The sequence below is a fragment of the Gracilimonas mengyeensis genome (assembly GCF_900182705.1).
Classification (GTDB): domain Bacteria; phylum Bacteroidota; class Rhodothermia; order Balneolales; family Balneolaceae; genus Gracilimonas; species Gracilimonas mengyeensis.
On the sequence record NZ_FXTP01000008.1, the window covers coordinates 197824 to 218544 of the forward strand.

Genomic DNA, 20721 nt, shown 5'->3' on the forward strand with positions numbered 1-20721 from the left:
TAACCATTACACCAATAACCAATAAACCAACACCCTAATCCGGGATATGAATATCCTTCAGTCGCAACTGCAGGGTGCGCCGGCCGTTCCAGTTGTTTTCCTCCAGCACGTAGGCAATATCAAAAGTGTTGCCGCCGCGGACACCCGGCAGGTATTCGTGCATGTTAAAGCCGATGGTGTCAAACACCCCGGAGTCGCCCTGTCGTACTTTCATCTTCAGGTGACCGTTGCCCACAATGGTAGGAATGCCTTCCACTCGCACGCCTTCGCTCACAAAAATAGGGCGGAGGTTACCGGGACCAAAGGGTTCAAACTGACTCAACAGCTTCCAGAACTTCATGTCCACTTCGCCGAGATCGATCTTGGCGTCGATGGTTAATTCGGGCTCAAAAGAGTTTTCGGAGAGATCCGTGTACGCCAGCTCATTCATGCGGCGGCGGAATTCCGTGAGGTTATCTTCCTCCAGGGTCAGTCCGGCTGCAAACTCATGGCCTCCAAATTGCTCCAGCAGGTCTTCGCATTTTTTAATGGCATCGTAGATATTGAATCCCTTCACGCTTCGGGCCGAGCCTTTCACTTTGCCGTCTACATTACTGAGCATAATGGCCGGACGGTGATACAAATCCACCAAACGAGAGGCTACAATTCCGATCACCCCGAGGTGCCAGTCTTCGCCATACAGCACAATGGTAGACGTCTCGTCCATATCAAATTCTTTATCGAGCTGTGCCATGGCTTGCTTCATGGTTTTGCTGTCGGTGTCGCGGCGTTTCATATTCACCGACTCCAGCTCGTAAGCGTGCGACTTAGCCTCGGCCATCGTCTCAGAGATCATCAGCTTCACCGCCGTGCTGGCATCGCCCATACGTCCTGCCGCGTTGATGCGGGGACCGATGGAAAACACTATCTTGGAGGTGTTTACCTCTTCTTTCTTCACTTTGATGAGCTCCAGCAATGCCTTAATACCCACCCGGGGATTCCGATGAATCATACTCAGTCCGGCTTTCATAAGCACCCGGTTTTCATCAATGATAGGTACGATATCGGATGCAATGGAGATAGCTACTAAATCCAGGAACTGATGGGATACCGTTTGCGGCAGTCCCAGCTTCTTGATGGTCGCCTGTATCAGCTTGAAGCCCACACCTGCGCCGGAAAGTCCATCAAAGGGATAGTTGCAATCCGGGCGTTTGGGATCGAGTACAGCTACGGCCTCGGGGATCTCACTGCCTACGGTATGGTGATCGCAGACAATAAGGTCGATGCCTTTCTCTTTGGCCGATTTAGCTTCTTCAATGGCCGTAATCCCACAATCCACAGAAACGATCAGCGACGCATTTATTTCTTCGGCATAGCTTATGCCTTCCGGGTTGATACCGTATCCCTCTTTGAAGCGGTGAGGAATGTAGTAATCGGCATCAACGCCAAATTCTTTTAGAAAAGTGTACAGGCAGGATGTAGCCGTAGTTCCGTCTACATCGTAATCACCGTACACCAGTACACGTTCACTTTTACGGATGGCCAGCGCCAGACGTTCTGCTCCGGCCTCCATGTCCTTCATCAAAAAAGGATCGTGGAGAAGTTCTATCTTTGGCCTGAAAAAGTACTTTGCATCATCATATGTTTGTATACCGCGGATAGCCAGCAAACGGGCTATTTTGCCCGGAATTCCGAGTTTCTCTCCTAAACTGGAGACAGACTCGTCCTCCTCCGGCTGCGCGTAAACCCAGCGGAATGACATGATTGGTTTTCTTTTTGTTTTTATTCATAGAGGCTGATCGGCGGTCAGGCCGGCTCGCCAACGCATTCTTAGTAATGCGTTCTCATTTCCTTTATAAAATACTATTTACTCAGCCAAAATCAGCATGTTGTTTTCAGCTTTTTTAAACAAATTCGTGCCCTCAAACGTTTGCAAAACTCCTGTTTACAGCTTACAGAGGCCACCTTTCATTCCAAAACAAATTTGGCCCTTGATCCTCCTGAAGATAGTAGCTGCAGATGCCGGATTGAATAAGAGAGGATTAAAGGCTACCATCCCGCCCGGGAACTATCTTTCAGCGACCTCAATGACACCTTAAGCTCTGCGAAAACTTTTTCATGAACCAATCTAAATGACCACTATGAATAATGACGCGCATCAGATTATTTGTTTTGGTGAGATTTTATGGGATCGCCTGCCCTCGGGCATACATCTGGGCGGGGCGCCTCTAAATGTGGCAGTGCATGCACATCAACTTGGAATGCAGGCTGAAATTATCAGTGCGGTGGGAGATGATGAGCTGGGAGAAAAAGCATTGCAGGCTATACGCTCAAAAGGGGTTAGCACTGATTTTATTGCATACTCTTCACTTCCCACAGGAACGGTAGATGTGGACATCGATCAAGAAGGAAATGCCGACTACACTATCCATATGCCCGCTGCCTGGGATGATATCAGTTGGTATCAGGTCTTGAAAGAACCGATCAGGCAGGCTGAGATTCTAGTGTTTGGTACATTGGCCTTTCGGAACGAAATCACCCGGAATACGCTGCTAAAAGCTTTACAGATCTGCGAAGGCAAAGCCGTGGTAGATGTTAATTTTCGCAAGCCGTTTTACGATGAACTCCTGTTGGATGAAGTGCTGACCCGCGCTGATATCGCCAAAATAAATGAGGAAGAGTTGAAACAGATTCTTATCTGGAAACAGAAAGACTTCAACCATAAACAGCTCCTGGAGTTTTTAACTGACCTGTATGAACTGGAGCTGATTTTGTTGAGCCGTGGGGTAGAGGGCTCGGCCATTTTCTATGATAGACAGTACACTGAACAGGATGCTTTCTCCATACAAGTAGCCGATACGGTGGGCGCCGGCGATGCCTTCCTGGCCGGAGCTATTCATGCTTATCTCGAAGGGAAACCACCACCCGAGATTCTGACTTTTGCCAATGCCATGGGGGCTCTTGTGGCGGGTAAAGAAGGAGCTACTCCATCGATTAATCCTGACCAGGTCAGATCTCTAATTGAGAATTCGTAACTAACTTCGATTCGATATAAAATACGTCGTTCCTGTGCCTGTTAGATATTTCGATGACAAGCCCGAGCAGAAATACCCCGAATGGGGTTAAACAATAATAGCCCCGGGGTTTCGAAAACAAGAACTTCAAGCTTCGCCCCGAAGGTGGAGGGGTAATAATTTCAACCGAAGCTTTGGCAATCCATTCCCCAAAGCCATGGTAGACCAACCCTCGGTAAGCATAATAAGACTGAACACCACACACACCTCGGCTTCTTTTTTGGGGAATCGCTATCTCAGGGCTGTATCCACTTACGTGGATTTACCCTGGGCTATTATTTTTTGTCCCCGTTCGGGGACTATGAGAAGTTGGAAATCGAATTATCTTATAGCCACAAAAAAGGGGAGCATATAGCTCCCCTAAACAGTAGTTGTAATAATTGACGTTGCTTCTCTATTTCAGCAAGGTCATCATTTTGGTTTCAACAATAGCGCCATCCACGCTAAGCCGGTAAATATACAATCCGGAAGACAGGGAGGAGCCATCAAACCGCAACGTATGCGTGCCGGCATTCAGCCTGTCATTGGTAATGGTAGCAACCTTCCTTCCCAGCACATCATATACTGACAGATCCACAGCCGCACTGCTGGGTAATTCCAGGGCAATGGTGGTAGTTGGGTTAAAGGGGTTCGGATAATTTTGGCTCAGTGCAATCTGGTTGGGTTCTCTGGATTCCCGCTCTTCCACATGCGTTGCCACGCCGTCACCGTTAGCTGAAGCTAAAACATAGGTTGAGAAGTGAGATACCTGGCCAAAAATCCGTCCGCTAACGGTATCTATCACCACAGAACTAACAGCAGTGGAATCCAGGGTTCCGTCGTTTTCAAGAGAAAACATGCTTAGATTTTGTACATCAATGCCAAGATTTCTTAGAAGCCCTCGCTTGTAGGGGATGGAGATTTCAACCGGCTCTTCAAAGTAGTATGGGGATATCAGGGAATCCGAAATAAATACGTCAAAACTTATTCCGCCCACAATCTTGTGATTTTTATTGCCGGGATGATTGGTCGTATCGGTCACATCTTCGCGAAGAACATCAATCCGAATGTCTTCAGTTAATGAGCCATGAGGAAAATAGATGGTTCCTCCGTTAAGGTAATTCAGCGGCGAGGCAAATCCTTTCAATCGCAGAACTTCTCCCTCCGTTAGATTTTGAACCGCCGGAGGAGCCTTGGGATTATTTTTTGGAATGTTTACTACAATAGAATTCGCTCCGCTACTGTCTGCCGTCAGGTCTTGTACACGAACAGACGTTCTTGCTTTTGAATCGCCATATCTAACCTCTACAAAGCCAAAACCGCGGCTTGTAAATTGTGCCACTCCATTTGAGTCGATGGTGCCTAAGTCAGATGACAGGCTCCAGCTCAGCGAGTCTGTGATATATTCGGATAACTCCGTATTGAATACTTTGTAGGCAACTTCAGAATCTACCTGAACCAAGGTATCTGCAGGAAGTATGGAGATGGAGTACTCAGACTCGTTTTCTTCTTCCTCTTCTTTTTCTTCCTCCTCAATCTCAATTTCTGCTTCGGCTGTCAGTGAGTCTAATACGGCAATTAATTTAAGTTCACCTTCCTGCACGGCATACAGCGTGTCTCCGTTTAAAGTGGCAAGGGTTGAATCAGACAGTTGCCAGGTCACAGAGGTATCAGTCCATACAACACCATCGTTAAATTGTGCTCTCAGGTATAAACTGTCGCCTGTGGCCAAAGTGGTATCAGAGGGGAGAATCCTTAGCCGGTCTTCTTCAAACTCCTCCGGCTCATCCTCTTCATTTTCCACTTCCACTTCCACTTCTGCGGTTAATGAATCAAGGGTAGCAATCACTTCTATCTCACCTTCGGTCAGGGCTGTGAATAACCCATTTTGATCAATGCTGGCGATTGAGGAATCAGACACGCTCCACGTAAATGTGTTAACGGTGTCACTTGTATCATTCTGAAGTTCTGCCTGGAAAGTGAATGAAGCACCCACAGCTACCGTAGTATCCGATGGCTGAATGTTAATGCGCACTTTGTTTTCAGAATTCGGATTTTGCGCAAAGGCTGCCACTGATATGAATAAAGAAAAAATAGCCAGGCCTATTCCCCTGGTCAGGATATTTTTGTAAATGCTGAGCATAGTATTCCCGCTAAATATTAGAAAATTTTAATATTAATATATGGTAATAAACTGAGCGGAACAATACTGTCAAAAAGATGGGCGGAGTAATTCCCTTAAAGATCGGCCTTTTCTAATATCGTTAGTCACTAAATCACCCTTCACTGAAAGTTCAGGGGTTTGGTTGGGGACTGAAAGTCCCGGTCTCTCCATCCTCCCAGTCATCCAGAGGGTACCCCCGATGGACCTTGCATTTTGCGGAGCAGCTTCTTTAACCAATTCCCTGAACTATATTTCCTTCGGCTCAAGCGCTGTTGCTGATGGCAGGTTGGCAAATGTTTTCTGGCTAAGGTTCTTCAGCGGTAGCTTCTGAATGACCCCATGCAATCAGCGTTTAGATTCTTTCGAAATACTAAAGTTCTGCACTTAAAGTGCAGGGTTTTAAACCCTGGGCTGGGACCAATAAAAACAGCTAGCGAATCGTAGAAACCGATCCAGTTCGACCTCAGCCTCTACCATTCCTCTCTCTTGATTTCATTGCCCAAGCTGTCGTATTCAATCCAGCTGCCATGCTGCTCACCATTTTTATATTGGCCGGTCACTTGTAGCTGTCCATAGGGTGCCAGCGTTTAACCTCACCGCTTCGTAGTTCATTTCGGCTTATTGGAAACTGAAAGCGGGGATTCCCGTTGGCGTAATATTGTATCAGGGCGGTATCAGTACGGACGGTATACCGCGTTAATTCACCAGATGCATCAAAATAACTGGTAAGGGTATCAGATATAATTCGGCGGATCACCTGGCTGGCTGCATCCAAATAGTACCTTTCCCTTGCATTCCAGCTCACCGCTATTTGTCCTTGCTGATTCCAAAGGGCTCCCGTGTCTTTCTCGTAGTCAGCATCCATGCCCAGCGTGCGGTCGCCATACCAAAAACGCATCCGTTGAATTTTTCCAGACTGAAACCTGGCCTCAATATTGAACAGGTATTTATGAAAGGTGCGGATGTAGCCGGTATAAGGCTCCCCGGCACGATGATTCCAGAGCACCAGGCTGGTGTCGGCTATTTCATAAGTGCTCACCCCGTTAATTAAAACAGCTCTTATAAAATCGGAGGGCGGAACCGTTGTGCCTAAGGAATCCCGAAATTCCAGATCATCATATCCCCGTAAAAAATAATGTGTTCTATCGTAGCTCTGTTGATTCTCGCAAGCCACAAACATCATCAACCCAACACACAAACAAACCGCTAACCGCATGGCTGTTTTTCTTTTGGGTTGATTAATCCTGGTATTGAACATTATTGCCCAGCAAATATCCGTATGGTTTTAGTGCCGGTATTTGGTCAAACATTACTTTCAGGATACCAATAAGGGGCACAAATAGAATCATCCCGGAAATTCCCCATAACTCTCCACCTACAATCAGGGCAATCATGGCCACGAAGGGGTTAATGGATACTTTTGAGCCGACGATGCGCGGGGTGATAAAATTACCTTCCAAAAATTGTACCGTGGCAAATACGGCTACCACCAAAACAGGAGTCAGCAGGGAATCCGTTAGCAGCAATGCATATAAAACAGGCGGCAGAGCCCCTATAATGATACCTATGTAGGGAATAATAGCGAGCAGAGAAGCAAATGCGCCAAAGAAAAGAGCATGTTCCAGGCCAATTATAAGAAGTCCTATGGTGTTAAGCACCGCCAGTATGCCTATCACAGAAAGCATACCCACCAGGTAATTTTGTGTCACGTTCTGTACGCGGTTCAGCATATCATCAATACCGGCATTGCCATGCCTGGAGGTGATAAGTTTGTGAAAAAAGGTTTGGTACATCTCCCGGTAGTACAGCATAAAAAACAGGAAAATGGGCAGCAAGGTAGCTGTGGTGAAAACATTGGTGGTGGCACTCAGGATAGAACTCACATAGTTGCCACTCCGGTCAATCAGGTTATTAATGCCCTGTTCCAGGTACTCGGTTTGTTTCTCCTGTGATACCCCGGCATTTTCTTCCAAAAACTCGATGGCATTACCAGACAAACTCTTCAGCTTTTCAGTTACTTCCGGCACCCGTTCGGAAAACTGTATAAACTGGGCTGATATAAGAGATAAAATACCTGCCACTACAATTAAAACGGCCAGTATCGTCAGGATTATGCTAAAGGCCCGCCCCAGGTTCCAGCGCTCAAAAAGCCGCACCACCGGATTAAGCAACATGGCAAAAAAGGCTGAAAATGCCAGCGGCATCAGAATAAACTTGCCGTAGCTCATTACAACAAACAGCAGGCAAAGACCAGCCAGTATCATCGTAGATTTAAACCAGAAGGGGTAGCTACCCGAATCTTTTAATGGGTGATGGTTCATAGTAGTATTTGGTTATCCCTTTTTTAAAACAGTGATACAATCAACCGCTTTTTTGATTGTTTTCAAAACTAATTCATATTTCATTTCTATCATAAGCCACAGAAAGATATGGCGCACGAACAAAACCTGTTTTTGTTACATATCAGAAGACTTTTTAGAAATAAAATTAACCGGAGCAAATCATGCACATCGATCATATCGGAATTGCCGTTGGCGATATTAAAAAAGCCACTGAAACCTATTCAAAAATCTTAAATGCCTCGCCTACCAAAACAGAAGTGGTAGAAAGTGAAAAAGTAGAAACGGTGTTTTTCCAAACCGGAGAATCTAAAGTTGAACTGCTTGGCGCTACTGATCCCGATTCTGTGATCGCCAAATATGTAGACAAGAAGGGAGAGGGATTGCATCATGTGGCCTTTGAAGTGGACGACATCCATGCCGAACTGGACCGGCTGCGTGAAGAGGGCTTCACCATCCTGAATGAAAAACCCAAAAACGGCGCCGATAATAAACTGGTAGCCTTCGTTCATCCCAAAAACAACCACGGTGTACTGGTTGAACTATGTCAAACTAAAAAGTAAGAGCTCTTTTCAGCTCAGTGGGGTTTAAGACTTAAAAATTCCCCGTGCTTGGCCCGGGGATAACCACAACATCGGTTATCCCCGGACATCCAATATTTATAAGATTATAAAAGCGGAGCTTATCCTGTTTTACAGATCAGGGAATTCAGGCTTCTTGTGTTTCTTGGAGAAATCCGCCTTCCAATCACCCGGAATACAAAGTGATACCTTGCTATTTCTCCCTTTCCTTACTGACAGCTCAATAAACATAATCCTTCTTTAGCTTATACCAAGCGTTAAATTCATTCACTCGTATTTACTCACCGTCGCCACACATAGCATGCACCTTCCTTTCATGATGCTATAACTCCCTTCCAAAATTTCAGGGCTATACCTACAAAAATTAAGTAGACACACCGCTTACTTTAAATAATTATCATCACCTTTGTTTTGTACTTAATTATATATAACTAAAGAGATAGGGAACATTCGAACGCCTAAAGACTATGAATAGTTTGAATGAATACAACAAATGTAAAATGAGAGCTGGGGGCGAGGAGATGTTGTTCCCGGTAAAACCAATAAATAAAGAGCAATTATGAATAATAGATACGAGAAGGTTAGAAAGATAAGTGGACTGATAGCAATCGCTCTGCTTACTCTTGTTTCTGGCTGTAAAGACAGAAGCGTGGGAGTAGAGGGGTATTGTCCGATTGTAGAATCGACGAGCCCAAGTGATGGAGCCTCGGATGTACAAACGGATGCAATGGTTACCGTTACTTTTGAAGAGGAAATTAATCCTGAGACATTTGATCAGGAGGCTTTTTCTCTAACAAGCCCAAATGGGGAAGTAAGCGGAACCATATCTTATAACGAAGAAACACAAACAGTAAATTTCACCCCTGATTCACCCCTGGCAACAGGTACCAATTACACCGGTACTGTTGATAATACGGTAGAAGACCCGCTGGGGAATCAGATGCTTGAAGAGTATGTGTGGAATTTCACTACAGAAACTCCTGATCCCGGCACACCAATAATAGTGTCTACTACACCTGGTAATGGGGATACCGGTATTGCTCTAAATACCGAAGTAAGTGCCGACTTTAATATGATGATGGATGCTTCAACCATTTCAGAATCATCCTTTACGCTGACTGACGGCAACGATAATGCAGTAGACGGTACCGTTGAATATTCCGATTCTACCGCAGTATTCACGCCCGCTGCCAGTCTTGAAAATGGCACAACATATACCGCTTCTATCACAACCGATGTTACAAGTGATGAAGGAACAGCTATTGAAGATAATTACACCTGGAGCTTCACTACCGTTGAAGCCGGCCTGCAAGCACCTATTGTAGACTTTACGGATCCCGCTGACGGCGATACCGGTGTAGCCCTGAGTTCAAACATCTCAGCAACTTTCACCGAAGCCACCGATCCGCGTGATATTGAGGCCGACTTATTTAATGTCACGTTTACCATAGAGGGCGGAGGACAGGAAGTTGAAGGTGTCATTACTTATGACGGACTTACTGCTGAGTTTGAGCCAAATGAAGATCTGGTTCCCGGAACCACCTATAACGCCACCGTTACTACCAGCGTGAAAGGTGAATCCAATGAAGAAGACATGGAAGTGTATGAATGGAGCTTCACTACTGTAGATGAAGGACTCCAGGCACCTATTGTTGACTTCACGGATCCTGCTGACGGGGAAACATCTGTAGCATTGAATACAAACATTTCCGCTACATTCACCAATGCCACTGATCCGCGCGATATCGAAGCCGACTTGTTTACTGTAGACTTCACCGTTGAAGGTGGCGGCGAACAAGTGGATGGCGTTGTAACTTATGATGGACTTACCGCGGAATTTGAGCCAAATGAAGATCTGGCTCCCGGAACTACCTATAACGCCACCGTTACTACCGGCGTAAAAGGTGAATCCAATGAAGAAGACATGGAAGTGTATGAATGGAGCTTCACCACTGCTTCTATTGAAGGATTGCAAGCTCCTGTTGTAGACTTCACCGATCCGGTTAATGGAGAAACCAATGTGGCATTAGATAAAACCATTTCTGCCACTTTCACTCCCGATACTGATCCACGTGCGCTGGAGTTGTCATTAATCTCCGTTGAATTCGTCATTACGAATCAATCTAACGGCGAGACCATAACCGGAGATGTCTTCTATGACGTGGATAACCTAATGGCCTATTTTGATCCTGATGAAGAGCTTGAGGAAGGCGTCATTTACGAAGGACAAATCATCACCTCTGTTAAGGGCGATAATAACGCTACAGATACTGAGATATATGGGGATGATGAAGAATGGGTCTTTGCAACTAACGGGTTACAAGCCCCTATTGTAGACTTCACGGATCCAGTTAATGGAGAAACCAATGTGGCAACAGATAAGACCATTTCTGCCACTTTCACTCCGGATACCGATCCTCGCATGCTGGAGCTATCGTTAATCTCCGCTGAATTTGTCATCACGAACCAATCCACAGGCGAAACCATCACTGGTAATGTCTTCTATGATGTGGATGAGCTGATGGCCTATTTTGATCCCGACGAGGACCTGGAGCCAGGAACCACCTATGAAGGCCGCGTAATCACCTCAGTGATTGGAGACAACAACGCCTCGGATACTGAGATATATGGTGATGATGAAGAATGGACCTTCACCACTCAATAATGATGGACAGTGGAATCAATCCGAAAAACACTACAATAGAAATTTATAAAGGAACGAACATTATGTGGTCAATAAACAACTTAATTAGATATACCGTGATGGGCTCCGTGCTGTTGCTGTGTGCCGGTTTATTTTCCCCGGCACTTGCCCAGCAGGGCGAAGCGCAAATAGAACAGGAAACCGAATACACAATGCCTGCCTGGAGATTTGGAGTATCAGGTGGCGCTAACTTTAACTTCTACAGAGGAACCACTCAAAACCTCTATGACGATTACATGACGCATGCCCCCTTCGGGCATGGTCAGGGCGTAGGCTTATTCGCCGCGCCGGTAATTGAATATCACCCGGATGGCTCTTTATTCGGCTTTAACTTCAAAGCCGGTTATGATAGCCGCCAAGGTGAATTTGACGACCAGATGTCGCCATGTGGCTGCCCGCTGGATTTATCTACGGACCTGAGTTACATCACCGTGGAACCAAGCCTCCGCATTGCCCCATTCCGGTCCAACTTCTTCTTATTCACCGGACCTCGACTTGCCTTTCTATACGACGAGTCGTTTGAATACAACAAGGACGTCAACCCTGACTTCCCAAATGCTACGCAAGCTGAAAACGTAGAAGGTGACTTCGATGAAATGGAAAGCACACAGTTTTCTTTTCAGGTAGGTGCAGGATGGGATATTCCGCTGAACGACAATACTAATAAAACCCGGTTTATCCTCTCACCATTTGTGAGTTTTCAACCCTATTTCGGTCAGGAACCGCGTTCCATAGAAACCTGGAATATTACGACCTTGCGAACCGGTCTTTCCTTCAAAGTAGGTAGCGGAAAGAAGATACCCGGATCTACTCCTCCGCCGCCAGCACCGGCACCTGTTGTACCTAATGTAGACTTTATGGTTGATTCTCCGAAGAATACAGAAGTACAACGTGTGTACCTGGAAACATTTCCACTGCATACTCTCGTGTTCTTTAATGATGGATCAACTTCCATCCCGGAAAGATATATTAGTTTAAGCGCAGAAGAAGCAGAGACCTTTGATCAGGAAAAAATTGGTCCATTTGATTCCGTAGCGCCTTATTCGCGTTCAACCCGTCAAATGCAGGTGTATTATAACATCCTGAACATTCTGGGAGACCGAATGAGAAATAATCCTTCAACCACTATTAACTTAATTGGATCGTCTATGGAAAGCCAAGACGACGCCGTGCAAATGGCTGAATCCGTAAAAGGATACCTGGTTGACACCTTTGGTATTGATGCTTCCAGAATCAGCACAGAAGGCAACCTCAATACTGAAATGCCTAAAGCGGAAACCGATCTGGATCTGCGCCGAGAAGAAATGCGACATGTTACGTTGCAATCCTCTTCTCCGAAACTACTTAGAGAGTATATGACCAAACCTAAAAATTTCTCTGAGATTACCGATCAGGAAGCTCCTGATGACAGTTTCATAACTCTTACGCTTGACGGTGAAACAGAGGATGTTGAATCCTGGACCGTTGAAGCAACAAATGATGAAACTGGAGAAACTCAAACCTTTGGGCCATACACCAGTAATGAAGTTCGCATACCGGGAGAAGATTTACTTGGCGACAGCCCTGAAGGCAATTTCAGTATGGTTATGATTGGAGAAGCTGAAAATGGCACTACCGTACGCCGCCGTACTACAACCAATGTGGTTCTCTGGACTCCGACCTTAGTTGAAGTAGCATCCAGATACAGTGTATTATTTGGCTTTGACAGCTCCGAGCTGAGACCTGAATACAAGGACTACCTTGATGAAGTTGTGATTCCGTACATCGAATCCGGAGCAACTGTTGAGATATTCGGTCATACTGATATCATCGGTCAGACTGAATACAATCAAGAATTGTCTGAACGACGAGCAGCCGTGGTCCGAGATTACATCGACCAAAATGTAGATGCATCTAATGTTCAGATTGATGTGGTAGCTTACGGAGAAGAAACAACCGAAGCATCATTCGAAAACACACATCCTGAGCAACGGTACTATAACCGAACCGCGATCATTGATATCGTAATCTCTAACTAACTACATCTGTAGATCACACACTTAATTTCTGGCAACCCCAGAAGAAAGGCAGGCCTTCCGGTCTGCCTTTTTTATTTTAGGTGATAAGCCCATGAATCCGCTTTTTCAGAAAATGGGGTAAAAGCCAATAAGTAATTGAGTTTTGCTGAAAAGGATGCGTATCTTTGGGGCCTATTGATCGGGACGTGGCTCAGTCAGGTAGAGCATCCCGACAGGCGTGTCGGGAGGGCCGCAGTTCAAATCCAGTCGTCCCGTACTATGCTTTTTGAAAAATTGTTTTAACTTTGATTTTAGATCGGGACGTGGCTCAGTCAGGTAGAGCACTCGGCTGGGGGTCGAGGGGTCGCTGGTTCAAATCCAGTCGTCCCGACAACACTAAGAAGGACATTGACCAATAAGTCAGTGTCCTTTTTTTATTTGGGTTTATTATGAAATATTGTGCTTACATGATTAAATCAAAATCCTCTGGTCGTCATTACTACGGACACACTTCTGATATTAGAGAGCGCATCAAAAGTCATAACTCAACGCAAAATCGGTATACCAGAGGTAAAGAGCCATGGAAGTTGTTAGGATATAAAGAATGTGAGACTAAAGCGGAGGCCATGAAAGCAGAACAAAAGCTTAAAAGCATGAAGAATCCCAACCGCGCTTTTCAATGGCTTAAAAAGAACGGCTCAGTCAGGTAGAGCATCCCGAAAGCCTGTCGGGAGGGTCGCTGGTTCAAATCCAGTCGTCCCGACAATTACACGCTCTCAAATAGCTTTTAAAGGCTGTTTTAGAGCTTTTTTATTTTTACCCAATTTCTACTTCTACTCTATATTTGGGTTAAAAACCGACCGACTGTTGCACTATTGTTACACAACGAGTACGTCGGTGCCCCTTTTAGGGAATGACGAGCCCTTGGCCAGCTTTATGTACCCTCATCTAAAAAAACATGGCACGCCCTTCTACACGCCCCTCTTATGCCAGATGCCAACAGACAATATTTAAAGTTTAAGAAATCTTAATAAAGGGCTTTAGGGATTTTACTTTTGGTCGATAACGAATGTACAGATACCGGCGAAAACCACGCTGAAAGCATCTGTAGCTTAACAAGGTGTACGCTCATAAGTAGCCTGTTTTAGAAATACTCATAGGTGACTACGGCTTTCCGGGCCGTAGAACTATTAAACCTATATCACTATGTACATCATCAACAACCGGCAACAGCTGGAATACACTAAGAGCATGACCGTAGTTCGGAAGAACATGGAAACCTTCGAAGTGTACTATCACGAACCCTCCTCGGGCAAACTCTGGAAAAGCTTTTTCCCCAAGGGCTTTAACAAACATAAAGGGCCCAAGTTACTACGACCAGATCCATTACCAGAAAACATAGAGCAACAGCTGAATATATGCCTGAATAGCGATGATGACTCCGATGCAGCCGGGCTTGGTATTGAATGGTCTGCAGAACCTCAGGAATGGTCTTTTATATTAGATTTGGTAGACACCAACCGTAAAGAATACCCACGGAATAACCTCAATATATTTCTGGAACATCTGGGAGTGCTAGATCCCCAGAAGAACCTAGATGAGATACAAACGGCAGACCAAATAGAAGATATCCCAAGCCCTGATGAGTTCAATTTTTTAAGGAAAAAAGCCAGAAAAATTAAGCTTAAACGCTTTTTCAGAATTTAGAACAACCACTGTAAATCATTTGTAAAGCCCCAGCATCAAATAGAAAAACCAGAATTTTAAACATTATTTAATATTAGAATTTTTTAATCTGAATTAATTTTTATTAATTATAGTGAGTGGAGAAAAAAATCCGTGAGAGAATGAGAGAAATAATCAAATACATATTTTTCCTAATTTTGGTATTGTTAACATCTGTTGCCGAAGCACAAGTTACTGCGGTAATGCAGGCAAAGGTAAATATCATCAGCGGTGCGGGCCTTACCTCACTTACCCAACCCAATATTGAATTATCTGAGAACTCTTTTGGAACAGAAAGAATCGAAGCCGGAAGGTTCTCATTTGTTGCCTCTCCCGGTGCAGAGGTTTCGGTAAGCATCTCAAAGGTCTCTAAAATGGTGAATAATCAGGGGCATCACGTAACTTTTAAGCCATCCCTTATTCACAATACTGACGCTGAAACGGGTAAGCACCATATTATTATGAAGGGTCTTTTAAATTCAGAATCCACCCCAAAAGGACAGTACTCCGGGCAACTTACTGCCGTTATCGAATATCTGTAAAAGTATACCTTCAGGAGACTTTCTCAGCCTTGATGGTAAAAAGTTTCCAGTATCGGTATTGCCACTCTTCTGATTTATCTACCTTAAATCCCTGATTTTGCAATAAGGCACTCGTCTCTTGAAGTGATCTGGTATGAATAGGATCCCTTACCCACTTTTTAATAATCCAATTCACTATTCTAAACCAGCCGGTCCGGTTCCAGTCTAAAAAATAAACGCTGCCCCCTGGCTTTAGGACCCTACCAATCTCGTCTATAACTTTGTTCTGTTCTTTATAGTGGTGAAAAGCATTCAAACAGATCACAGTATCAAATTCACCGGAAGGATGCACGAGCTCCTGAGCAGATGACTGTGTGAATGATACCTTTTGCTCTGAGCTTAAGCGTTGTTTAGCAATATCGAGCATCTTCCCCGACACATCATTTAGCACAAGCGACTCAAATTCTGCTCCCTCTCTGATAAGTTGATGTGCCAGTAAGCCTGTTCCCGCACTTATATCCAGAACCCGATCACCCTTAGACCCTTCGTACCATGAAAGAAGCCGATTGTGAGTTACTTCCAGGTATTGCTCCCATTTTTCTTCGTATGAAGTCGCTTTGAGATCGTAACTCATCTTCTATTGTGAGCCACTGGTGACAGGCAGACGCTTTGTAAACGTTCCCGCTTGTCTAAACTGTAGCTGAACTTCTACGCTATCCCCCTCTGTTAAATCCTCGTTTAATTGCATTAGCATAATATGCAAGCCTCCTTGTGTAAACCGGAGGGTATCGCCCGCAGGCACCCTTACATTCTCTTTATGCTTCATAGCCATCATGCCGTCCGCATCCTTAAAGGATTCATGCACCTGCGTTATACCGGCCATCATACTTTCAACACCAAGTAGGGTATCAGCTATAGTGAGTTCATTGATGTAGTTGAAATAAGCCGCACTGGTACCTGCCTTTACGGCTGGCCGCACCCACTCCTCCGGCCCTGAAAGTGTAGGCATTACATCCGGCAATTTCTCCTCCTGGCTGCAGGCCACAAAAGTATAGCCTATTGTCAAACCTACAATCATAAAAAAGTGCCTTAAAGAAATGCTCATCGTATGCGCTCCAGATCTTCTTTTACTACCGATGGAATCATAGGCTGACTGCCTCCGTATTCCAGGATCAAACGGGACTGTTTATCTAGTACCATAATTTTATCGGAATGATTGATGAAATATATTTCACCACCATCTTCCGTATCCTGCCGCATAGAAACCTGGCTTCGGACCCGGGCACTGTCCATCAATGCAAACACCTCGGTGGAATCGCCCGTCAAAAATGTAAAGTTTTCATCTACGCCAAATGCTTCACCATACTTTTTAAGGACTGATGGCATATCTCGTTCCGGATCAAACGTAGCTGCCACAAACTGAACATCTTCCGGGTTATTCAGGCTTTCCTGAATTTTCACCAGGTTTTGGGTGATTAAAGAGCATATATCCGGGCAATTGGTATAAATAAAGCCCATCACCACATACTGCCCTTCAAAATCGTCTGGGAAAACAACGGCATTGCTATCCTGATCTACCAGATTGAAAGAAGCATCGCCCATATCATCAATCACTTCAGGACCTGAATTGCACGCAACCATCACAAACAACAAAAATATAGAGAGTAGATTTTTCATACTGCCAATATATGAGGATTCAGTGACAACTTTGGAGTTGTGAGAACAAGTTTTCGTTGCCGCACCATTTCACTTTAAGTCGCTTGAACGTCACAACAGCATGGCTCTATTTTTTAGCGGTACGAAAGCCAAATATTATAGCCATCACGAAACAGACCAGACAAATTATGATCAAAGCCAATTTGGCTCCTGCTGGCAAGCTAAGTCCACGCAACATACCGAAAAGTAACAAACCAGAAACGGTTCCTGTTAGATAAACCGCCCGTTCAAAGGAATTAGAAAGGGACGGTTGTGGTAAGGAAACGGGAGAGGAGCTGTCATTTCGCTTCCTGGTAAATATTGACTCGCTTTCAAATATAATGGCCCGAAACCGGTGATAGTCCCACAAGATCAGCCATATAGTAGCCATTAACATCATGAACGTAATCACGGGAGTAAAGGCAAAATCGTAGGAAATAGTTATGAAAAAGATATTCACCATAATGCCAAAGAACATGGCTCCGCCCAAGGCTGCCAGAGCGGGGATAAGCACCATCACCCCGGCTACCACCTGGCTTAATCCAATAAAGTGCCAGTAAATCCCCGACTGGTACAACACCTCAAAAAAAGCGCCGATATCCGTTTCAGGACTCATGGTGGTAAAACGGTATCCAAGCAATTTCACCATTCCTGTTGGGATGAAACCAATGGCTAACAGCGCCCGGGTACCAAGAGTAAGTCGATACAAAAGCGGCTTTGAGCGGATCCATACTTGTAGTTTCTGCACGAGGTGGTCGAATGAATTCATGTTGGAAGATGGTTTCGGGCGTTATTAAGCAGGCAGAAAGTACGGCTTCCGTGTTCGTTTGGTTACAATTCTCCTATTCTTGATTACCCTTACTTTCCCAAAACAGTATACGATACTTAGAAATATCCGACAGTTACCGCATTTTTCACAATACTAGCCCTCACTATGAAGGACCCCTCTACATATATCGGAAAAACTGTTTCTACACATTTTGGTGTTGGTAAGTGGCTTCGTGTTCTGTTTATTTTTGACTGATATTCTACCAACCGAAGATCACTTCCTTTCAAAGGATGTTACACCCTAGTTATTTGAGATTTGATACTACTTTACGGCCGGTTTTTCCGGTTCCCCCAATAATGAGATAGTTGGTTTCCATTTTTTGCGAATTTGGGTTGATGATAAAATGTGATTATGACTTAAGAGGTCAGGAATGCGGCGGCCAAAAGCAGCGTAAAGGCAAGGACTGAAAAGACCGTACGGATCAGATGTAGCTTATTCCAAGATGCTTCGTAATTTTGGCGTTCCTGGGAAAGCTGTTCTTCACTTAAATCATCCAGGAATAACTTATCAAGGGCATCATTAAGGGGTACATTTCCCAATCCGGTCACGATTACGGTTCCCACACCATACAGTATCGTGCTAACAAGGATGAGCATGAATGGTAATGTAGTATTCCAATACAGCAGAAAGCTAAGAATCTGTCCAGCTAATGATCCCAAAAAGATCAGCATAAAAAACGGGTTGATGATGGCCCGGTTTATTTTCTGCATCGTTTCGATGTATGTCGCATCCTTAATACGCTTGGTGCCCGGGATCACTGAGACCTGCCACGCATAGAATAGCCCTGCTGACAAGCCGGTTAAAAGTACCGTAAGGTATAGGACGGTTTGATTTAAAGTGAATTCCATATTCCTCTGTTTTAGTTCAAAGGAAACATCGGGGTATCCGCTCGTAGCTACTTGACAGAAGCTGCCAAAGGTTTAACCCTTTAAGCCAAAAGAGGAGGATTGGGAGCCTTTTCTATACTCCAAAGGAGATTGTCCTGTCCAGCGCTTAAAGGCTCGGTTGAATGCACTTTGCTCGGAGAAGCCGACCTGGAACGCAATTTCACTTACGGTTTCTGATGTATTACTGAGTAAATCGGTACTAACCTGTTGCTGTGTATCTTGTACCAGCTGCCGGTACGTGTATCCTTTTTCTGAAAGTCTTCGGCTGAGGGTTCGGGTACTCATCCCCAAATGCTTCCCAATTTCTGCTGCAAAGGGGATACCACTGGGCAAGGCATCTTGGATAAGAATGCTGCTGTCATTCAGCAATTTATCCGCATTAACCTCAGCACCTTCCGCTTTCTCCTGCAGACGCTCCATCATAAATTGATTGATACTTTTATCAGCCTTCAGGGATTTCGTATCTAAATCTTCAGATCGAAAAATAATTCGGTTAAACTCCTGGCTGAACTGAACCTCGCAAGAGAAAAAATCTTCATAGGGTGTAATATCATCCGGGGCTGAATGAGAATACGTCACTTTGATGGGCTGAATTTTCACACCGGTAATTTTCTGGATCACCGTTAAGGTGGCTACCAGGGAGCCCTCATTAGATATTTCAATTCCTCTTCTCGTCGCCTCCCTGAACATATAAATACTTCCGGTTTCTCCCTCATCCTCAACTTTGTAAATCTGGGTATCCGTCATCAACCCAAAAAACCGCTCGCATCTTTTGAACATATCTCTGGGAGACAGACAGGTCTTCCATGCCAGACCTAAAACGTCATAGTCGTCCAGCACCATGAGTTGTCCCACACGTATCGAAAACCCGGGTTCCAGGTGTTGATCAATGATTTCGTATAAATCAAAGAGCGCTTTTGTGGGTACATACCTGGAATCATTTTGAAGAATAGAAGGAATCCCTAAATGCTCAACAGTATCAGCAGCCAGGCCTTCCCTTTCAGCCTGTTCTACCACTTTGTTAAAGATGCTTTTGATAACGAAACTCATTTGCTATTCCCCTCACAGGTATCAACTGTTTTATAATTCGCCGAAGATAGGGAAATTTTGTGATAGGCCTCTTACACGGGACTGGAAGGTTTAAAACCCGGCCATAAAAAAACCCGATACCTTCGAAAAGATATCGGGTTGGTACCTCGGGCCGGACTCGAACCGGCACGGGCATTTTAATACCCATTGGATTTTAAGTCCAACGTGTCTACCAATTCCACCACCGAGGCAACATTTTTTTGGTAGACGCCAAATATACGGGTTTAACTATCACATCTTCAAAGTTCTTTTTCCAGTTTTCTGAATTATTCATCTCAAAAAGTACATTATGCTTTTTTAAAGAGTCTCAGACACTTTATTTCTTTCAAAGAAGGTCTTGCCAAGGAAAATATTAATAAATTATATGTGTTATATATGTTCAATTATTTTTACACTTCATAGAAATAGAAACTAATGATATGAAATCAACACCTGCTTCCAAGCAAATTTCCCTTTTTCATACTTCAGATATGCTTTCCCAGTACTTGGTTCTCATATCACTACCTGAGGAAATCACCAACGACGTAGTTAGCATGAAAGAATTATTCAGGGAAGAATTTGGCAGTTTTCCTTCTGAGCACTCCGTACCGCATATTACAGTTTGCAGTTTTTTATTGATGAATAATCGCTCATCCGAAGTATTTTCATTATTCCAACAATCTCTTCAGGATATAGCTCCATTTCAATTGGCAATCGATGGGTTTAATTACTTTGAAAACGGAGTGATCTATCTACAAATCAAACTTTCCGAGTCTTTCACTGAAGTGAGCCAGCAGCTAAACCTGTGCAGAAAACACCTCCGTATTCGAAAGAATTACATCTCCAGCTCTGTTCCTCATATTACCATCGCAAGAGGTTTACCAAAGCAAACTCTTAGACAAGCAAAAGAACTTTGGATGCCACGGTCTTATTACAACACCTTTGAAGTAAATGAACTCACCGTTTTAAGTTATGATTTCGAAGAAAATAGATACCGAAAGCATTCCACCCTCTCTCTTAAACCTGACTAACTAACAGTTTTTAAATACTATTTCTATTTCTGATCATTGATAATTCCACACATAAAAAAGCCGCCGGGGGTGCCGGCGGCTGTGCAGGTTCTTTTTGGTTTGTGGGAATGGATTTACTTAATCAGGGTCAGCTTGCGGGTGAAGACCT

Annotated in this window: 18 protein-coding genes and 3 tRNA genes; 10 read left to right on the plus strand and 11 right to left on the minus strand. The window is 44.4% G+C overall.

The window, feature by feature from the left end:
* Window positions 1-34 precede the first annotated feature (34 nt).
* Window positions 35-1741: a single-stranded-DNA-specific exonuclease RecJ gene (gene recJ / locus FN815_RS10690; RefSeq protein ID WP_142454633.1), complete on the minus strand. Its 1707-nt coding sequence runs from the start codon at window positions 1739-1741 to the stop codon at window positions 35-37.
* Window positions 1742-2120: 379 nt separating this feature from the next.
* Between recJ and FN815_RS10695 the strand changes: the two genes are divergently transcribed.
* Window positions 2121-3014, plus strand: coding sequence for a carbohydrate kinase family protein (locus FN815_RS10695; protein ID WP_185957265.1), 894 nt, complete (start codon window positions 2121-2123; stop codon window positions 3012-3014).
* A gap of 433 nt (window positions 3015-3447) precedes the next feature.
* Here FN815_RS10695 and FN815_RS10700 read toward each other — a convergent pair whose 3' ends face one another.
* The 3 genes from FN815_RS10700 to FN815_RS10710 all read right to left on the minus strand — a co-directional run bounded on the left by FN815_RS10700 (window position 3448) and on the right by FN815_RS10710 (window position 7517).
* Entirely contained in the window at window positions 3448-5175 is a 1728-nt protein-coding gene (locus FN815_RS10700) for an Ig-like domain-containing protein (protein WP_142454635.1), read from the minus strand.
* A 577-nt stretch (window positions 5176-5752) separates the two neighbouring features.
* Complete coding sequence (locus FN815_RS10705; protein ID WP_142454636.1) at window positions 5753-6412, minus strand: hypothetical protein; 660 nt, start codon at window positions 6410-6412, stop codon at window positions 5753-5755.
* 22 nt (window positions 6413-6434) lie between these two features.
* Window positions 6435-7517, minus strand: a complete 1083-nt coding sequence (locus tag FN815_RS10710; RefSeq protein WP_142454637.1) for an AI-2E family transporter — start codon at window positions 7515-7517, stop codon at window positions 6435-6437.
* A gap of 182 nt (window positions 7518-7699) precedes the next feature.
* Between FN815_RS10710 and mce the strand changes: the two genes are divergently transcribed.
* The 8 genes from mce to FN815_RS10750 all read left to right on the plus strand — a co-directional run bounded on the left by mce (window position 7700) and on the right by FN815_RS10750 (window position 15084).
* A complete protein-coding gene (mce, locus tag FN815_RS10715) occupies window positions 7700-8098 on the plus strand; it encodes a methylmalonyl-CoA epimerase (protein ID WP_142454638.1) in 399 nt (132 codons plus the stop codon).
* A 577-nt stretch (window positions 8099-8675) separates the two neighbouring features.
* Window positions 8676-10781: an Ig-like domain-containing domain gene (locus FN815_RS10720; RefSeq protein ID WP_142454639.1), complete on the plus strand. Its 2106-nt coding sequence runs from the start codon at window positions 8676-8678 to the stop codon at window positions 10779-10781.
* A gap of 62 nt (window positions 10782-10843) precedes the next feature.
* Window positions 10844-12838 (plus strand): OmpA family protein, encoded by a 1995-nt coding sequence (locus FN815_RS19245; RefSeq protein WP_185957266.1) that lies wholly within the window; start codon window positions 10844-10846, stop codon window positions 12836-12838.
* A gap of 179 nt (window positions 12839-13017) precedes the next feature.
* Window positions 13018-13093: transfer RNA gene (locus FN815_RS10730), tRNA-OTHER, on the plus strand.
* Between the two features lie 41 nt (window positions 13094-13134).
* Window positions 13135-13208: transfer RNA gene (locus FN815_RS10735), tRNA-Pro, on the plus strand.
* 58 nt (window positions 13209-13266) lie between these two features.
* On the plus strand, window positions 13267-13527 hold the full coding sequence (locus FN815_RS10740) for a GIY-YIG nuclease family protein (protein WP_142454641.1): 261 nt from the start codon (window positions 13267-13269) through the stop codon (window positions 13525-13527).
* Between the two features lie 496 nt (window positions 13528-14023).
* The gene (locus tag FN815_RS10745) at window positions 14024-14524 is read left to right on the plus strand and encodes a hypothetical protein (RefSeq protein ID WP_142454642.1); all 501 of its coding nucleotides are present in this window, start codon (window positions 14024-14026) and stop codon (window positions 14522-14524) included.
* Between the two features lie 116 nt (window positions 14525-14640).
* Window positions 14641-15084 carry a hypothetical protein gene (locus tag FN815_RS10750; RefSeq protein WP_142454643.1) on the plus strand — a complete coding sequence of 148 codons (444 nt, stop codon included), beginning with the start codon at window positions 14641-14643 and terminating at the stop codon, window positions 15082-15084.
* 10 nt (window positions 15085-15094) lie between these two features.
* Here the strand turns inward: FN815_RS10750 and FN815_RS10755 are convergent, their stop codons facing one another.
* From FN815_RS10755 to FN815_RS10785, 7 genes are all read right to left on the minus strand, one after another.
* On the minus strand, window positions 15095-15697 hold the full coding sequence (locus FN815_RS10755) for a class I SAM-dependent methyltransferase (protein ID WP_142454644.1): 603 nt from the start codon (window positions 15695-15697) through the stop codon (window positions 15095-15097).
* Window positions 15698-15700: 3 nt separating this feature from the next.
* The gene (locus FN815_RS10760; RefSeq protein ID WP_142454645.1) at window positions 15701-16168 is read right to left on the minus strand and encodes a copper chaperone PCu(A)C; all 468 of its coding nucleotides are present in this window, start codon (window positions 16166-16168) and stop codon (window positions 15701-15703) included.
* Entirely contained in the window at window positions 16165-16740 is a 576-nt protein-coding gene (locus FN815_RS10765; protein WP_142454646.1) for an SCO family protein, read from the minus strand. Before FN815_RS10765 ends, FN815_RS10760 begins: the two co-directional genes overlap by 4 nt.
* Before the next feature lie 106 nt (window positions 16741-16846).
* Window positions 16847-17527: a hypothetical protein gene (locus tag FN815_RS10770; RefSeq protein ID WP_142454647.1), complete on the minus strand. Its 681-nt coding sequence runs from the start codon at window positions 17525-17527 to the stop codon at window positions 16847-16849.
* A gap of 416 nt (window positions 17528-17943) precedes the next feature.
* Entirely contained in the window at window positions 17944-18435 is a 492-nt protein-coding gene (locus FN815_RS10775; RefSeq protein ID WP_142454648.1) for an anthrone oxygenase family protein, read from the minus strand.
* Window positions 18436-18507: 72 nt separating this feature from the next.
* Window positions 18508-19524, minus strand: coding sequence for an AraC family transcriptional regulator (locus tag FN815_RS10780; RefSeq protein ID WP_142454649.1), 1017 nt, complete (start codon window positions 19522-19524; stop codon window positions 18508-18510).
* A 139-nt stretch (window positions 19525-19663) separates the two neighbouring features.
* Window positions 19664-19754, minus strand: a tRNA-Leu gene (locus FN815_RS10785).
* 228 nt (window positions 19755-19982) lie between these two features.
* Between FN815_RS10785 and FN815_RS10790 the strand changes: the two genes are divergently transcribed.
* Complete coding sequence (locus tag FN815_RS10790) at window positions 19983-20573, plus strand: 2'-5' RNA ligase family protein (protein WP_142454650.1); 591 nt, start codon at window positions 19983-19985, stop codon at window positions 20571-20573.
* Window positions 20574-20721: the final 148 nt, after the last annotated feature.

Coding starts and splice junctions, on each gene's coding strand:
- FN815_RS10705 (WP_142454636.1), bottom strand. CDS start 6,412: ATGCGGTTAGCGGTTTGTTTGTGTGTTGGGTTGATGATGTTTGTGGCT.
- FN815_RS10740 (WP_142454641.1), top strand. CDS start 13,267: ATGAAATATTGTGCTTACATGATTAAATCAAAATCCTCTGGTCGTCAT.
- FN815_RS10760 (WP_142454645.1), bottom strand. CDS start 16,168: ATGAGCATTTCTTTAAGGCACTTTTTTATGATTGTAGGTTTGACAATA.
- FN815_RS10745 (WP_142454642.1), top strand. CDS start 14,024: ATGTACATCATCAACAACCGGCAACAGCTGGAATACACTAAGAGCATG.
- FN815_RS10710 (WP_142454637.1), bottom strand. CDS start 7,517: ATGAACCATCACCCATTAAAAGATTCGGGTAGCTACCCCTTCTGGTTT.
- FN815_RS10720 (WP_142454639.1), top strand. CDS start 8,676: ATGAATAATAGATACGAGAAGGTTAGAAAGATAAGTGGACTGATAGCA.
- FN815_RS10755 (WP_142454644.1), bottom strand. CDS start 15,697: ATGAGTTACGATCTCAAAGCGACTTCATACGAAGAAAAATGGGAGCAA.
- FN815_RS10695 (WP_185957265.1), top strand. CDS start 2,121: ATGAATAATGACGCGCATCAGATTATTTGTTTTGGTGAGATTTTATGG.
- FN815_RS10790 (WP_142454650.1), top strand. CDS start 19,983: ATGAAATCAACACCTGCTTCCAAGCAAATTTCCCTTTTTCATACTTCA.
- FN815_RS10765 (WP_142454646.1), bottom strand. CDS start 16,740: ATGAAAAATCTACTCTCTATATTTTTGTTGTTTGTGATGGTTGCGTGC.
- mce (WP_142454638.1), top strand. CDS start 7,700: ATGCACATCGATCATATCGGAATTGCCGTTGGCGATATTAAAAAAGCC.
- FN815_RS10775 (WP_142454648.1), bottom strand. CDS start 18,435: ATGGAATTCACTTTAAATCAAACCGTCCTATACCTTACGGTACTTTTA.
- FN815_RS10780 (WP_142454649.1), bottom strand. CDS start 19,524: ATGAGTTTCGTTATCAAAAGCATCTTTAACAAAGTGGTAGAACAGGCT.
- recJ (WP_142454633.1), bottom strand. CDS start 1,741: ATGTCATTCCGCTGGGTTTACGCGCAGCCGGAGGAGGACGAGTCTGTC.
- FN815_RS19245 (WP_185957266.1), top strand. CDS start 10,844: ATGTGGTCAATAAACAACTTAATTAGATATACCGTGATGGGCTCCGTG.
- FN815_RS10700 (WP_142454635.1), bottom strand. CDS start 5,175: ATGCTCAGCATTTACAAAAATATCCTGACCAGGGGAATAGGCCTGGCT.
- FN815_RS10770 (WP_142454647.1), bottom strand. CDS start 17,527: ATGAATTCATTCGACCACCTCGTGCAGAAACTACAAGTATGGATCCGC.